Here is a 13,956-nt window from a genome sequence, read left to right as displayed (position 1 = left end):
GCGCCCGGGCTGTCGTTCTCACATCGGCTGCCCATGCTGGTCGTGTGGCTCTCATTTGGCCTGCGCGGTCCGGGCGTCGTCCCAGGGCGGGGAGTGGCTCAAGAGCGCCTCTGTGTGTCAACCCGTGCTGGTGGTTAGTCTGAGTTGATCTTTGATGAGGTGTCGGTAGAGAACGTTGGTGAGGCGTCGTTTCAGGGCACGTCGCGCCTCGGCGGGTGTCTTTCCCTCACCGAGTTTGCGCTGGTAGTAGACACGGCCGGGGCCGGGATCGCGGGCTTGGACCAGCGCGATGGTGTGCTCCCGACAATGGCTTGACACAGAGGGGAGCCACGAGAGTGCACGTGCGCGCTGCCGACAGCAGGGCCGTCTTACGGACGGTGACGAGCATACGGAGTACTAGCGGAGTGACCGGAAGCTGGCGCGAACCTCTGCCGAGAAGAGTTGCGGCTGTTCCCAGGCTGCGTAGTGCCCGCCCTTGTCGAGCTTGTTGTAGTAGATGAGATTGGGATACGCCTGCTCCGCCCAACTCTTCGGAGCCTGATAGAGCTCGTCCGGGAAGGAACTCACGGCAACCGGGACGGTGACGCCCTTGGCAGCGAAGAAGGAGAGCTGATTCTCCGCGTAAAGGCGGGCTGCGGATACCGCCGTGTTCGTCAGCCAATAGAGACTGATGTTGTCGAGGATGTCGTCCGGTGTAAGGCCCGCCGGATGTCCGGCGAAGGCTTGGGAAATCAACTCGAGGCTGCGTGCGTCATGGTCGAGCATGAAGGCCGCAAGACCGACCGGAGAATCCGCGAGCCCAGTCAGTGTCTGTGGGCGCGTTCCCATCATGAGGGCGTACGCGACGTGCTTCCACACGAAGTCCAACTGCTCGCACGCGCGCTTCTCGTCGGCCGAGAGACCGGGTGGCAGCGAACCAAGCGCGTTGTTCGCCCCGGTGATGTCGGACTGAAAGAGGCTGTCGATGTCGGGTGGTACCGCGCCGGGCATGTTGGAGTGAATGCCGACCAATTCCGGCGGTGCCTGCACACCCATCAGATCCGTGATGACCGCCCCCCAGTCACCGCCCTGCGCCGCGAACCGCGTGTATCCGAGCTGCCTCATCAGCTCGGTCCAGGCCCGTGCGGTGCGCTCCGGGCCCCAGCCGACCGCGGTCGGCTTGCCTGAGAAACCGTGGCCCGGCAGCGACGGAATCACAAGGTGAAAGGCGTCCGAGGCGTCGCCGCCGTGCGCCGTTGGGTTGGTCAGTGGTTCGATGATCTTCAGGTGCTCGATCACCGAGCCGGGCCATCCGTGCGTGACGATGAGCGGCAACGCGTCCTCGTGCTTCGAGCGAACGTGAATGAAGTGGATGTCCAGTTCGTCGATTTCGGTGATGAACTGCGGCAGGGCGTTCAGTTTCGCCTCGATCTTGCGCCAGTCGTACTCTGTCTCCCAGTAGCGCGCGAGTGCCTGAATCGTCGCGAGCGGTACACCCTGCGACTGATCGGCGACGGGCTCCTCCTCGGGCCAGCGCGTCTCCGCGATACGTTCACCCATTGCCCTGAGTTCCGCCTCCGGGATCTCTATCGTGAACGGCCGCCCTGTGGTGCCTGCCGGCGCTACGGTCTTGACAGCCATACGTGCCCCTTCTCTCGTTGGGTACTGGAGGTCGATCCGCGGCTCTTGTCCACCTGCTGCAAGCAACAACATTGCGGTCTTCCACGCGAGGGCGTCTTCATGCACGGGGCACTACCCGACCTGGTTGGCGACGCGCCTGGGGCCTCCTTGCCATGGCACCGCCCCTTCTTGCGCTCCGGGGCTGAGACCGGCTCACTCAGGTACCGCCGTGCCCAACCTGCGCGCCCATCGACCAGACGGTCACCGTGAGCTCGCTGACCCGACAGACCAGCCTCCGCCAACCAGCCAGCGACATCACCGGACAACAGCTCATCCTTGGGCCGACCACCCCGCATCTACGCGAACAGCGCGACCGTGAGCCTCACCCGTCACCCGGGGCTTCTATCGCATTCGTCATCACCGTCACCCACAGCTGCCAGCAATCGCCGCAGGTGCGAGTGGCGCCGCCACGCGCAGCTCCACGCATTCAACTCGGCATGATCGGACGGCGCGCGCCAGCCACACCGCCACACTCTGTGATCCGTGCCCAGCGGTCGCCGCGCGTGCTCTGCGGCAGATTCGAATGTCATCCGCTGCCTGCGCTGAGCTGTCTGGACGCTTTGACGAAGCCAGGCGGCGGGTGCTGGGGTCCGAAGATCCACTGCCTTCGGGAGCTCGGCGGGCGGGTGAGCCGGCTGCCGCCCGCCGAGCGGTTGCTCAGCGGTGGCTCTTCGTCGTGGGCCTGAGCGCGTCGAGCGTGGACTGGTGCGGCTGGTCGATGACGGCCTTCGACTCGTCGACGAGGCCGGTCAGGCGGGCTACCTCGGCGTCGGTCAGGTTCTTGGCGACTTCGGTTGCGGCGATGTTGGCGCGCAGGTGCGGGGTTGCTCGTGCCGGGGATGACGACGATGGCGGGGGAACGGCGCAGTAGCCAGGCCAGCGCGACCTGGGCTGGCGTGGCGCCGAGGCGCTCCGCGGGGGCTGGTCAGCTCGTCGTAGCCGGTGAGTCGTCCGGATGCGAGGGGGTAGTAGGGGACGAACATGATGCCCTGCGCCTCGCAGTCGGCGAGGACCTGGACGCCCCGGTTCCAGCGTCAACGCCGAACCCGGGGCACGACCTACAGCGCTATGCGGCACTCATTGGATATTGAGGTCGATGCAGGCGTAGAAGGCGTTCGGCGTGTCGGCGATGTTCCACACCGCGAGCACCGTCTGCCGGCCGGACGCCTGGAGGTCGACGGTGTGCGTCACCGACGTCGGCGGCTGAGCTCCGCCGTCGTTGAACTCCGCGACCTTCCTGCCACTGACGTAGTACTGCCACGTGCTGGTGGCGTGGTTGGCCTGCAAAAGCCAGTGGAACTGCGTGGTGCGGCTGACCGGGGTCGCCCTCCACGGCTTGCTGTTGTCGTTGAGATCGGGGAACCGCGGGTTTCCGCCGTTGCAGCTCATACTGCCCTTGGGTGCCTCGACGCTCCACGGCTCATATTTGATCTGCCCGCATTCGACGGTTCCCTCGTAGCACTGGGCCTGCCGGCTCGGCGGAGAGTTGATGTAGCCGTGCGCACTCGCCGGGCTTGGCGGCAGGACGAACATGATCAGCGGGGCCATCGCGGCACCGAGCACCAGGGCCAGCTTTCTCTTGGCGTGCATGGAGCACTCCTTCACGGGACGGGAGCCGCCTGGAAGGGAGAGGAAACGGCCGATGCCCTTCGTATCGGGCCACCTTCTGAGCGACTTGGCTGGGTGGGGGTGGGGGACGTGCAACAGGACGTCGCCATACGGTCTGTCCATTTATGCACATCGATATGTTAGCTCGACATTAGGGATGCGACAGCAAACAGTCAAGACCAAGGGCAGGACGAGTACGCACGGTAGTCGACCAAATGAGGCTGCCTTCGCCTGACGTCGGTGACCAGAACACAACCGACACCGGTGACAGCCCGGGATGGACCGGCGGGCCGAGGCCGAGCGGTCCGCAAGCGCTCTCGCCACACCTGCTCAGTGTGGCCGCCCGCGGAACGGTGGATACACATGGGTGCGTCGGCTCCCGGGCTCGATGACACGGCACTTCACCTGCAGCAGGACGTCGTCGGCCGCACGAACATCCCAGCTCTTCTCCGAAGGGTGCCGCAAGTTCGCCCCGATAGGCCTTCGCGACGACTGTCTCAGCCAAGTCGCCGGCAGGGGCGTTGCGCGACCTGATCACACCACGTTTGATCAACTCGGTTAGGACATTTGAGAACAACCGAACGCGTTGAGTTCACTCATCTCGGCACGACCGGACGCCGCCCGACCCCGAGGCTGACCACGAAGCGTGACGGCGCTGGCTGGAGGGCGCGCACGGTCGGCGGCAGATGCGGATGTCTACTGCGGATGACGCACCGGGACACCTCGCGCTGGCCGGGCCAGAGCGCCGCGACCGACCCGATCCGCGTACTGACCTACCGTCTGGGTGGGAAGGCGTCACCGGCCGAACCGCCGCCGGCCAGATGGGTCAGGAGCAGGCTGGTCATGGTCTCGGGGACCTCTTCCGGGACGTTGTGACCGATCCCGTCGAGGTTGACCAGCCGGTACGGTCCGGTGACCCACCGGTGTGTCGCATGGACGCCGGACGGGGCGACGAACGGATCGAGCGTGCTTGCGACGAACAAGGTGGGCACCCGCACCGGCTCCGGGTAGCCCTCGAAGTCGTTAGCCCGGTACCAGTTCAGTGCCGCCGTGAGGGCGCCCGGTTCGGAGAGCCGCCGGAAGTACTCGGCACACTTCTCCGGTGGAACGCCGGGCAGCCGCGGTGGGCCAGACGCGAGGATCATGTCCTCAGGGATCGGGGTTGGCTGACGGAAGGTGTCCATGTACCTCGACGCCTCCCGCTGCACCGGGTCTTCACGCAACGCCTGTGCGAATGCGCCGAGATGCGGTACGGAGACTGCGGTAAAACTACGCACCCGGTGGGCGTACCGCGCTGCCGCGATCCAACCGACTGCTGCCCCCCAGTCGTGTCCGACCAGGTCAAACCGTCGCCATCCAAGAGAGTCGGCCATCGAACCGACATCCGCGACCGCGTGATCGAGCCGGTACCTGCCGACGCCGACCGGCCGGACGCCCGGGGAGTAGCCACGTTGGTCGGGCGCGACCGCCCGGTAGCCGGCCGCAGCGAGTCCTAGCAGCTGGTGCTCCCACTCGATGCCGAATTCGGGAAACCCGTGGAGCAGCAACACCGGCCTGCCGTGCCGTGGTCCCGCAGCGACAGCGTCGAAGGTACCAGCAGCGGTCCGGATCCGGACCCTGGAGATGCGCTGATGCCCAACGGCGGTCGCGTCGGCGGCACGCGCGGTACCGGCGACGCCGACGGTGGCCGTACCGGCGAGCGCAGCCCCGGCCAGTCTGACAAAACCACGACGAGAGGCGGAGATCGACATACGTCGAGCCTGCCGGTGGACCCGACACAAGAACATCCGACCACCCCCCCCCGGATGCGGAGGGGGACAGCCCTACCAAGACACTCTCGAACACCCCGTCGATCCGAAAAATTCCCTCGCCATGCCCATGCCCATGCCCATGCCCTCGACCGTGTGCGCCCGCTCACCGGAATGATCGGATGCGACTAGTGCCGTGACCGCATAGGTTCGCCGGGTTGCCGGTTGGGACGGGTCGCCCGGTGCGCTCTCGCCGCGGTAAGGGCACGATCATCGGCCTGGCCGCGGCTGAAGCCGATCTCCTCCTATGACCGCGGTGTGCTGTCCGAGCGCCACGTGGTGAGACGAGGGTGCCCCCCGGGCAGTTCGGCGCGGCCGGTGGCCCACAACAGGGTGAGCCAGGGATCCGCGCCGCCCGGAGCCTCTGGAAACAGGCGGCGAGCACCCGCGAGCAAAGGGCGGGGTCCGGGCAAGCCCGAAGCCTTCCGCCAGATCGTGCATGTGTACCAGCGTCTCTTGCATCCCCAGCGCCGCGAAGCCTTCGGGGTCCGACACCCCGGCGGCGTGGTGGGCGCGGACCCGGGGCAGCGTGGTACGCACCATGGCGACCAGCAGCGCGCCGCACGCCTCCAGTCGGATCGAGGGAGGACACGATGGGGCAGGTCATCATCGGCGTGGACCCGCACAAGCGTTCCGCCACCATCGAGATCATCAACGTTCGGGAAAAGACGGTCGGGCAGGGCCGGTTCGGCACCGACCGCGACGGCTACCACGAAACCGCAGCTGGCACGCCGCTTGATCGAGACCGCGGTGGCCGGCGGCCTGCTCTGCCGGTGGGTCACCGGCGACGAGGCCTACGGCGGCGACCCGGCCCTGGCCACGGCGCTACGACAGCATCGGTTTGGCTACGTCCTCGCAGTCGCCTGCTCACACCGGACGCCGACCGGCCTGGGTGTTCAACGCGCCGACCGGATCGCGGCCTGCCTGCCTGCGCATGCCTGGCAGCGGATTTCGTCGGGCGACGGCGCGAAAGGGTACCGCTACTACGACTGGGCATTCATCACCCTGCCCCTGGCCACCGATCAGCACGCCGGCCACCATTGGCTGCTGGTCCGCCGCAACCGCGCCAACGGCGAGCTGGCCTTCTACCGCTGCTGGTCACCCGAAACCGTTGCGCTGCACCACCTGGTCACCGTCGCCGGCCGACGGTGGAGCATCGAGGAATCGTTCCAAGCCGCCAAGCTGGACTCGGCCTCGACCAGCATCAGCACCGCCGCTGGAAAGCCTGGCACCGCTGGACGACTCCGGTCATCGCCGCGCACGCCTTCCTCGCCGCCGCGACCACCATCTGCACCCCCAGCCCGAACGGCCTGATCGCGATCACCGTCAACGAGCTACGCGGCCTATTCCACGCCCTGGTCATCCACCCTGCCCGCCGCATCGCCGACGTCATCGCCTGGTCCATCTACCGCCGCAGACATCAAGACACCGCGAAGACCAACCACTACGCCAGCCAAGCCTTCACCGAACCCTGAAACTGATCTCCTGCTGGAGTACGCCACTGGTGGGCTTCCCCCTGAGATGTGGACACCCTGAGACTGGACGCTGGTCCAGAGGAAGGGGTGTCCCCGTTGGGGCGTCCATCGAAGTACACGGAAGAGTTCCAGCGTGACGCGGTTGACCTGGTCCGTTCGTCGGGCCGGCCGATCAACCAGGTCGCCCGCGAGTTGGGGATGAGTCACGAGACGCTGCGGAACTGGGTCCGTAAGCAGGAGCGACAGGCCGGCACGGGTCCGGGATCAGGTGGGGACGCGCTGTCGGTGGCGGACAAGGACGCCGAGATCGCCCGGCTACGCCGCGAGGTGGCTGAGCTGCGGCAGGAAAAGGAGATCCTGCGCAAGGCAGCCGCCTATTTCGCGAAGGAGATGGATCGGTGATCAGCCGCTTCCGGTTCATCTCCACCCACCGCGCCACCTGGAGCGTCAAGCGGCTGTGCCGGATCCTGGCCGTGTCCCGCTCCGGGTTTTACCGCTGGGCCGCCAGCGAGCCGACCCGTCAGGCGCACGCCGCCGCCGAGGACGCCCTCGCCGAGCAGATCACGATCATCCACGCCGACTCCGATGGCACCTACGGCTCACCGCGGGTGACCGTCGAGCTGCGCGACCGGGGTGTGCAGGTCAACCGCAAACGCATCGAGCGGATCATGCGGCAGCGGGAGATCGTGGGCCGGCACCTACGCCGCCGCAAACGCACCATCATCCCGGATCCGGCCGCCCCGCCGGCACCCGATCTCATCGGCCGCAACTTCACCGCCACCGCACCCGACCAGCGGTGGTGCGGCGACATCACCTACCTACGCGTCGGCGGCGGCTGGCTCTACCTGGCCACCGTCATCGACATCGCCACCCGCCGCCTGATCGGCTGGTCGATCAACACCCACATGCGCACCAGCCTGATCATCGATGCCCTGGACGCCGCAGTCGCCGCTCGCGGCGGCCGAGTCGACGGCGTAATCTTCCACTCGGACAGGGGCGCCCAATACGTCAGCAGCGACTTCGCCGACGCCTGCCGCCGCCACGGTGTCCACCGCTCAATGGGGCGGATCGGCTCGTCGTACGACAACGCCCTGGCCGAGGCGTTCTTCGCCACCCTCAAACGAGAGCTGGACGTCGACCACCATCACTGGAGCACCGAACCCGACGCCCGCCGCGACGTGTTCCGGTGGATCGCCTTCTACAACCACCGACGCCGCCACTCCGCACTCGGCTACCTCAGCCCCGCCAACTACGAACAAACCCTCACACCGGTTACCCTGCAACAGATCGCGGCATAACCCGGTGTCCACATCCCGGGGGGAACCTCACTGGACCTACCCGAACAATCCGGGCCGATTACCGGTCAGCGACGAGATCCGGGACCTGGTGCTACGCCTGGCCCGTGAAAATCCACGATGGGACATCGCCGAATCCAGGGCGAACTACATCGGCTCGGCCACCGCATCGGGGCCGGATGTACGACTTCGCACCCGGCGCCGAATGGCCGAACGTGGACGTGCACGAGAGCGAGGAACGCTACTACGTCATCTCGGGAGAGTTCATCGGCAACGGCCACCGGCTCGGGCCCGGCAGCTACGTGGTGCTCGCACTAGGCAGCACACCGCCCCCGTACAAAAACCGGAGCACGCATGCTCGGCATCAGCATCCTCCGTCACTAGCGTGGGCTTCGACCGGGTGGGACCGCCACGGTGACGCCCACTCACGGTTGGAGCGGGCTCGCCGGGTGCGTACCCAGGTTCTGGGCCGGGTCGGCACCGTCAGCCATAGTGACGCAGAACCATCTCGGTCAGTGCGGTGACGTCGGCGTCGACCATCGGCGCGCCGGTCATGCCCATCCGGTGGAGCAAGGTTCCGACGACAGTGTCGATGACGAGCAGGACCCGGTTCTCCGGCTCGTCCAGCGCGTCCTGAAGCGTACGCAGGTATGGGGCCTGCAACCGGGTGGACAGGACCTCGCGTAGGACCGGATCGCTGACGCCGTCCACGAACACGCCGGCGAACGCCGCGGCGATTCCTGGCTTGCCGATCTTCGCCGCGGCCCAACGGATGGTCGAGGTCAGGATCTCGACTCGGTCGCCGCCGTCCAGTGGCAGTGGACCGAACGCGTCGAGGAGGCAGTCCACGATCAGCGTGCCCTTCGACTCCCATCGGCGGTAGATCGTCGTCTTCGCGACTCCCGCCGCTGCCGCGATGCGATCCATCGTCGCGCCCGCGTAGCCCAGTTCGTGGATCGTGTTCAGCGTCGCGGCGAAGACCACGGCGTCGATGCCAACGCGTGGGCGACCGGGCGGTCTGGCGGAGGGGGCCGCTGGGGTCATGACAGCACCATAGCAATTACGCTACTATCAGTTTCGCTACTTGTGGTAGCGGAACTATCGAGACCGAGGAGAGCCATGAACGACGTCACCGGCGCTGAACGGCCGCCGCTGGGTATCCGGCTGCTGCATGCCCTGGCAAAGGAGCGGGACTGGATGACGTTGACGACCGAGGAGTTGGTCGCCTTCCGCGACGCGGAGAACCGCAAACGGGCGTCCCCTCTCATCCGCGTGATCACCGGGTTCCCGGACCGTGGCGCCGCGATCCAGTGGCAGGAGGTGACGTTGCCGGATCGTCGGGTCCGGGTCCGGGTGTACCGACCGTCGCCCAAGCACGGCGGCGGGCGCACCGACCTGCCCCTCGTGCTGCACGTGCATGGCGGCGGGTTCGTCGGTACGGCGGTGCAGAGCGACTGGGTGAACAGCCACCTCGCCGCACGGTTGCCGGCGGTCGTCGTCTCGGTCGAACACCGTCTCCTCGCTCCGGGGACTCCACTGACGGCCGCCGTCGACGATGGCTGGGACGTGCTGCGGCACGTGGTGCGGCACGCCCTGGAATGGGGCGTCGACCCGGCACGGGTCGCGGTAGTCGGCGAGAGCACCGGCGCGATGATTGTCGCGCTGGCCGCTATCCGGGCCAAAGACTCAGGCCTGTTCCTGCGGGCACAGGTGTTGGTCAACCCCGCTCTGGATCTGACCGAGACGGCGTTCGACCACGCCTCGATAACCCAGCACGCCGACAGCCCGATGCTGACCGTGACGCAGATGCGGCTGTTCCAGCGATTGGCCGTTCCGCCGGGCACAGATGCTCGTGAGGTGTCGCCGCTGCGTGCCGACGACCTGAGCGGGCTGGCCCCGGCACTCGTCGTGGTGCCGACACTCGACCCGGTGGCCGACCACGGACGTGCGTACGCCGAACGGCTGCGCCAGGCCGGGACGCCTGCGCGGCTCACCGAACATCCCGGAGCGACGCATGCGTTCCTCAGCATGCCGGGCGTGGTGCCGCAGGCCAAGGCCGCGCGGGCCGAGATCGCCGACTTCCTCCGGGGTCGCCTCGCTGGATGACGGACCTGGTCGCGACGAGATTGAGGAAGACAGGAGAGCGATGACCACCGCCGACCTTGCCCAGGCGAGGGAGCAGTCCACACCGCCATCGGATGCCGGGTCCGCGGCCGAACGTAAGACGGCAGGGCTGCTGCGCCCCCATCTCCGGAGTTTCGCCGCCGTCGTGGTCCTGCAGGTCATCGGCGCTGTCGCGGGTCTGGCGCCGCTGCTGGCCGTCGTCGAGCTGGGTCGCAGCTTCCTGTCGCCCGGCCCGATCGATCACGGTCATGTGTGGTTCGTCGTGATCGCGGGTGCGGGCGGCTTGTTCGTCCGGCTGCTGTTCACGGCCGCATCGTCCGGTATCGGGCATGTTCTCGACGGTCGGGTGCAGCTGGCGTTTCGTCGGCAACTGGCCGCGCGGCTCGGCCGCGTACCGATCGGCTGGTTCTCGCGGCGCAGGACCGGCGAGCTGGCGAAGGTGGCTGATGGCGGGCCGGACGGTGGTGATGGTGGCGCACCGGATGTGGACCGTCCAACGCGCCGACCGCGTCGTCTTTCTCGACGACGGCCGGATCCTGGAGGAAGGCAGCCACGACGAACTGCTGCGCCGCGGCGGCCGCTACGCCGAGTTCTGGAACATCTCCATGGCACCGGTGGCAAGGTAGCTCACCCTCGATGCTACCCACCCCGCTGTTCGGGGTCAGCCGGGCGACCGCCCACCGCCGGTTCGCCGAGTGGGCCCGGACGGGCTCTGCGATCGGTTGCACCAGGCGATCCTGCACCGCCTCGGTGAGGCCGACGCGATCGACTGGTCGCGGGCGGTGGTCGACTCGATCAGCCTCCGGGCGGAAAAGGGGGCGATCTGACCGGGCCGAGTCCGGTCGACCGAGGCAAGCCGGCTCAACGAGGTTAGCGGGGGTCGGCTGACGGGCTCAGTTGTCGAGAGTGGACCCTGATGTGAGGCTGCCCGTGGCCCTCGATGATCATCTTGTTGTCGAGGCAAGCTGATCACAACAGAAGAGCCACGGGCATGGTTGAGGATACGACTCGGCTGTTGGGCCTTGCGGGTCTGGCTGTCACCGGGGTCGCCGACGGGCCGGACGGGCCGGTCGTGGACCTGGTCACCGCGGATGAGCAGGCACGGCGGTGTCCTGAGTGCGGAACACCGGCACGCCGGTCGAAGGGTCGGCGGGTGACCCGGCCACGCGACCTGCCCGTCGGTGGGCGACGGCCGAGTCCGCGGTGGTGTGAGCGCCGCTGGTGTTGTGACGAGCCCGGCTGCCGGCGCGGGTCGTTCACCGAGGCGGTGTCTGCCGTCCCGGCCCGTAAACGGCTGACCAGCCGGGTGCGGTCGGCGGCCGGCGCGGCGGTCACCGACGGCGGGCGCACGATCGTGCAGTCGGCGCGGGATCACGATGTGTCCTGGCCGGTGGTGGCCGCGGCGTTCACCGCGCACGCCGCCGCGGTGCTGCCCGACCAGCCGCAACCTGTCGAGGTCCTGGGTATCGACGAGATCCGGCGGGGCCGGCCGAAGTGGGTGCTCGACGAGGCCACCGGCACGTGGCAGACCACGGTCGACCGCTGGCACGTCGGATTCTGCGACCTGTCGGGCGGGCAGGGGCTGCTCGGGCAGGTCGAGGGCCGCACCGCTCAGGTCGTGGCCGACTGGCTGCTCGCACGTCCGCGGGCGTGGCGTGACGGGGTGCGCCACGTCGCGATCGACATGTGCACGATCTTCAAGTCCGCGGTCGGGCAGGTGCTGCCCCACGCCCAACTCGTTGTTGATCATTTCCATCTCGTGCAGCTGGCCAACGCCACCGTCACCGAGGTCCGCCGCCGGGTGACCGTGCAGGTCCGCGGCCGGCGCGGACGCAAAGGCAACCGCGAGTGGGAACTACGCAACCGACTGACCCGCTCGGCTGCCCGGATGCGCGCCGAGCACGTCGACGACCTCGAAGGCGAACTCGCCGGGCTGCCAGAACGCATCGGCGTGCCGATCCTGGCCGCGTGGAATGCCAAGGAGGACCTGCTCGACCTCCTCGCCTTGGCCCGCACCCACCCGAACCGGGAGGACGTCGCCGATCTGTTGTACCGGTTCCACCGCCGCTGCGCGCAGGCTGGACTGCCCGAACTCGAACGCCTGGCGACCACGGTGCAGACCTGGTGGCCGCAGATCCTGGCGTTCATCCGTACCGGGATCACCAACGCCGGCTCGGAGGGCACCAACCGGGTGATCAAGACCGTCGCCCGCGACGCGTACGGCTTCCGCAACCCCGTCAACCAGCGACTACGCACCCGCTGCGCCACCACCAGACGAGCCCGAGGCCACCTCGACCCCCGCTAACCTCCGTCTTTCATCAAGCCTCGTGGATTGCGCTGGGGGATGGTCTGGGCGTGGTTGTGACGGTTGTTCTGGTGGTGGGTAGCGGGTATCGCCCGGCCTTAGGTCGGGTTGCTCCGTGGGTCCTGGTCGTGGTTGGTGTGTCGGGTTCTGTTGTCAGGTAACGGGTTCGGGTAGCTGGCCAAGTCGGTGGAATGCGGTGATGAGCTGTGGGGCCCAGGGCCAGCCGGCGGCGATGCGCAGGGTGTTGGTGCGGGCGGTGCGGCTGATCTTCGCGGCGACGTGCAGCAGCCGGTAGCGCAGTTTCTTCGGCTCGGCGAGGGCCAACGGCCCGTCGAGCAGGAGATGCTGGGTCCAGGCGAGCAGGTCGATACCGGTCAGGGCGAGTTCAAGCCACGCCTGGTTGATCGCGAACACCCGTGACGGGAATCGACCGAAACCGGTGCTCTTGCCTGTGCGGATCCGGTCTTCGACCCGGGCGTGGGTGCGGTGGCGGACTTCCAGGTATTGGATTGGAGTGCCGGCGGCCGGTGTGTCGGTGGCGAACACCTGGTGCCGCATCCCTTTGATGGTGTCGAACAAGGTCAGCTGCGCACCCGGATGCGGGCGTTCCCGGCGGCAGATCAACCGGGTGCCGGCCGGGAAACCGACCAGCGACTGCGGATCGACAAGGTCGGTCAGCTCGGCAAGTTCGGCCCCGTCACGCAGGCCGCCGTCGGCGTTGAGGGCGGGAATCCAGTCCTGGGCGGCGGTGATCGCGGTCCGGACCGGCTCGCCGATCGCGACGCCGACGGAGAACCGGGTGTCCAGACCCTGTCCGCGTAGCCCGCGGATGTGGGCGAGGAACGCGTGGCCGGCACCCGGCCGCGGGTCTCGGCCAACTGCGACCAGGCCAGCTCCCGCGTGGCAGCCCGGGCAGCACGCAAACGCCGCAGCGCCGGCTCGTCGATCGAATCGAGGACCCGCCACGCCGTCGCGTCCGAGGCCACCGCCCCGAACAAATCCGGCTGCTGGCGCAGCACCGCCAGATCAGCGATAGTCTCACCGCCTTCGGCCAGCAACACCGCCAGATCGATAGCGACCCGTCCCGGCTCATGCGCTGAGCGACGCAGCCGTTCATGGCCCAACGCCTGAATAAAACTCCTGGTCAGGCCGGTCTTATCGGCGAGATCGGTGAGCAGGCGTGCCGGCATGACCGACCACTCCACGAGCACCAGCAGTGACGACAACCTTCGGACGTGAGCCGGTACTTTGCACCGTGAGAGTGCCTTCCGTGACGGACAATCTTGACCCTAGACAAGTCAGATCATCCCAGATCAGAAGGCACTCTCAGCGCCCCAGGCACTCCAGCACCGGCCGCGCCCTTACTGGAAGCGGACCAGGCCGTCGCTCTGCCGAGCCGCCATATCCCGAAACAGCCCCCGACAGGATTCGAACCTACGGCACCGAGATCCGTAATCTCGTGCTCTATTCCCCGCGACCGGCAACAACGACACCAGCACCCGCAAGGCCGCGCGGGCCGCCGATTGTGCGACCGATGTACGCGCAATATGCACACGTCGTGCTAGCTTCGCCGCACCTTACGATGGCGATTGAGTATGGAGGTACGGCAATGGCACGTAGGAAGATGATTGCACTGCTGGGGGCGGTGTCCCTGACGGCGGCGTTGGCGGTGGGCACGCCGG

At 67.6% G+C, this 13,956-nt stretch carries 11 protein-coding genes, 1 tRNA gene and 1 pseudogene; 7 read left to right on the top strand and 6 right to left on the bottom strand.

Annotated features, from left to right (window positions below):
* Positions 1-396: 396 nt before the first annotated feature.
* Positions 397-1,620: an epoxide hydrolase family protein gene (locus ACQEUR_RS23630; RefSeq protein ID WP_433035001.1), complete on the bottom strand. Its 1,224-nt coding sequence runs from the start codon at positions 1,618-1,620 to the stop codon at positions 397-399.
* Between the two features lie 744 nt (positions 1,621-2,364).
* Between ACQEUR_RS23630 and ACQEUR_RS23625 the strand changes: the two genes are divergently transcribed.
* Positions 2,365-2,502: a hypothetical protein gene (locus ACQEUR_RS23625; RefSeq protein WP_433034998.1), complete on the top strand. Its 138-nt coding sequence runs from the start codon at positions 2,365-2,367 to the stop codon at positions 2,500-2,502.
* A 234-nt stretch (positions 2,503-2,736) separates the two neighbouring features.
* Here the strand turns inward: ACQEUR_RS23625 and ACQEUR_RS23620 are convergent, their stop codons facing one another.
* Both ACQEUR_RS23620 and ACQEUR_RS23615 read right to left on the bottom strand, forming a co-directional pair.
* Entirely contained in the window at positions 2,737-3,249 is a 513-nt protein-coding gene (locus ACQEUR_RS23620; RefSeq protein ID WP_433034995.1) for a lytic polysaccharide monooxygenase auxiliary activity family 9 protein, read from the bottom strand.
* Between the two features lie 791 nt (positions 3,250-4,040).
* Positions 4,041-5,018: an alpha/beta fold hydrolase gene (locus tag ACQEUR_RS23615; protein WP_433034992.1), complete on the bottom strand. Its 978-nt coding sequence runs from the start codon at positions 5,016-5,018 to the stop codon at positions 4,041-4,043.
* Positions 5,019-5,333: 315 nt separating this feature from the next.
* Between ACQEUR_RS23615 and ACQEUR_RS23610 the strand changes: the two genes are divergently transcribed.
* Both ACQEUR_RS23610 and ACQEUR_RS23605 read left to right on the top strand, forming a co-directional pair.
* A complete protein-coding gene (locus ACQEUR_RS23610; RefSeq protein ID WP_433034989.1) occupies positions 5,334-6,389 on the top strand; it encodes a transposase in 1,056 nt (351 codons plus the stop codon).
* Positions 6,390-6,646: 257 nt separating this feature from the next.
* A protein-coding gene (locus ACQEUR_RS23605) for an IS3 family transposase (RefSeq protein ID WP_433034986.1) occupies positions 6,647-7,848 on the top strand; the annotation gives its coding sequence in 2 pieces (ribosomal slippage) (positions 6,647-6,931 and positions 6,934-7,848; 1,200 coding nt in all).
* Between the two features lie 480 nt (positions 7,849-8,328).
* Here ACQEUR_RS23605 and ACQEUR_RS23600 read toward each other — a convergent pair.
* Complete coding sequence (locus ACQEUR_RS23600) at positions 8,329-8,829, bottom strand: TetR/AcrR family transcriptional regulator (protein WP_433034983.1); 501 nt, start codon at positions 8,827-8,829, stop codon at positions 8,329-8,331.
* 135 nt (positions 8,830-8,964) lie between these two features.
* On the opposite strand from ACQEUR_RS23600, the gene ACQEUR_RS23595 reads away from it, so the two are divergent.
* The 4 genes from ACQEUR_RS23595 (at position 8,965) to ACQEUR_RS23580 (ending at position 12,274) form a co-directional block, all read left to right on the top strand.
* A complete protein-coding gene (locus ACQEUR_RS23595; RefSeq protein WP_433034980.1) occupies positions 8,965-9,951 on the top strand; it encodes an alpha/beta hydrolase in 987 nt (328 codons plus the stop codon).
* Positions 9,952-10,415: 464 nt separating this feature from the next.
* Complete coding sequence (locus ACQEUR_RS23590) at positions 10,416-10,595, top strand: hypothetical protein (RefSeq protein ID WP_433034977.1); 180 nt, start codon at positions 10,416-10,418, stop codon at positions 10,593-10,595.
* Positions 10,596-10,664: 69 nt separating this feature from the next.
* A complete protein-coding gene (locus tag ACQEUR_RS23585) occupies positions 10,665-10,796 on the top strand; it encodes a hypothetical protein (RefSeq protein WP_433034974.1) in 132 nt (43 codons plus the stop codon).
* Positions 10,797-10,960: 164 nt separating this feature from the next.
* Positions 10,961-12,274 (top strand): ISL3 family transposase, encoded by a 1,314-nt coding sequence (locus ACQEUR_RS23580; protein WP_433034971.1) that lies wholly within the window; start codon positions 10,961-10,963, stop codon positions 12,272-12,274.
* A gap of 153 nt (positions 12,275-12,427) precedes the next feature.
* On the opposite strand, the pseudogene ACQEUR_RS23575 reads toward ACQEUR_RS23580, so the two are convergent.
* Together ACQEUR_RS23575 and ACQEUR_RS23570 are read right to left on the bottom strand one after the other, a co-directional pair.
* A pseudogene (locus tag ACQEUR_RS23575) lies at positions 12,428-13,528 on the bottom strand (transposase).
* 159 nt (positions 13,529-13,687) lie between these two features.
* Positions 13,688-13,756 (bottom strand) — tRNA-Arg (locus ACQEUR_RS23570).
* Between the last annotated feature and the right edge of the window lie 200 nt (positions 13,757-13,956).

The sequence above is a fragment of the Plantactinospora sp. CA-290183 genome (genome assembly GCF_050936375.1).
Lineage (GTDB): Bacteria > Actinomycetota > Actinomycetes > Mycobacteriales > Micromonosporaceae > Plantactinospora.
The sequence above is the reverse complement of the archived record's forward strand: the minus strand, read 5'-3'. Positions and strand labels throughout refer to the sequence as shown.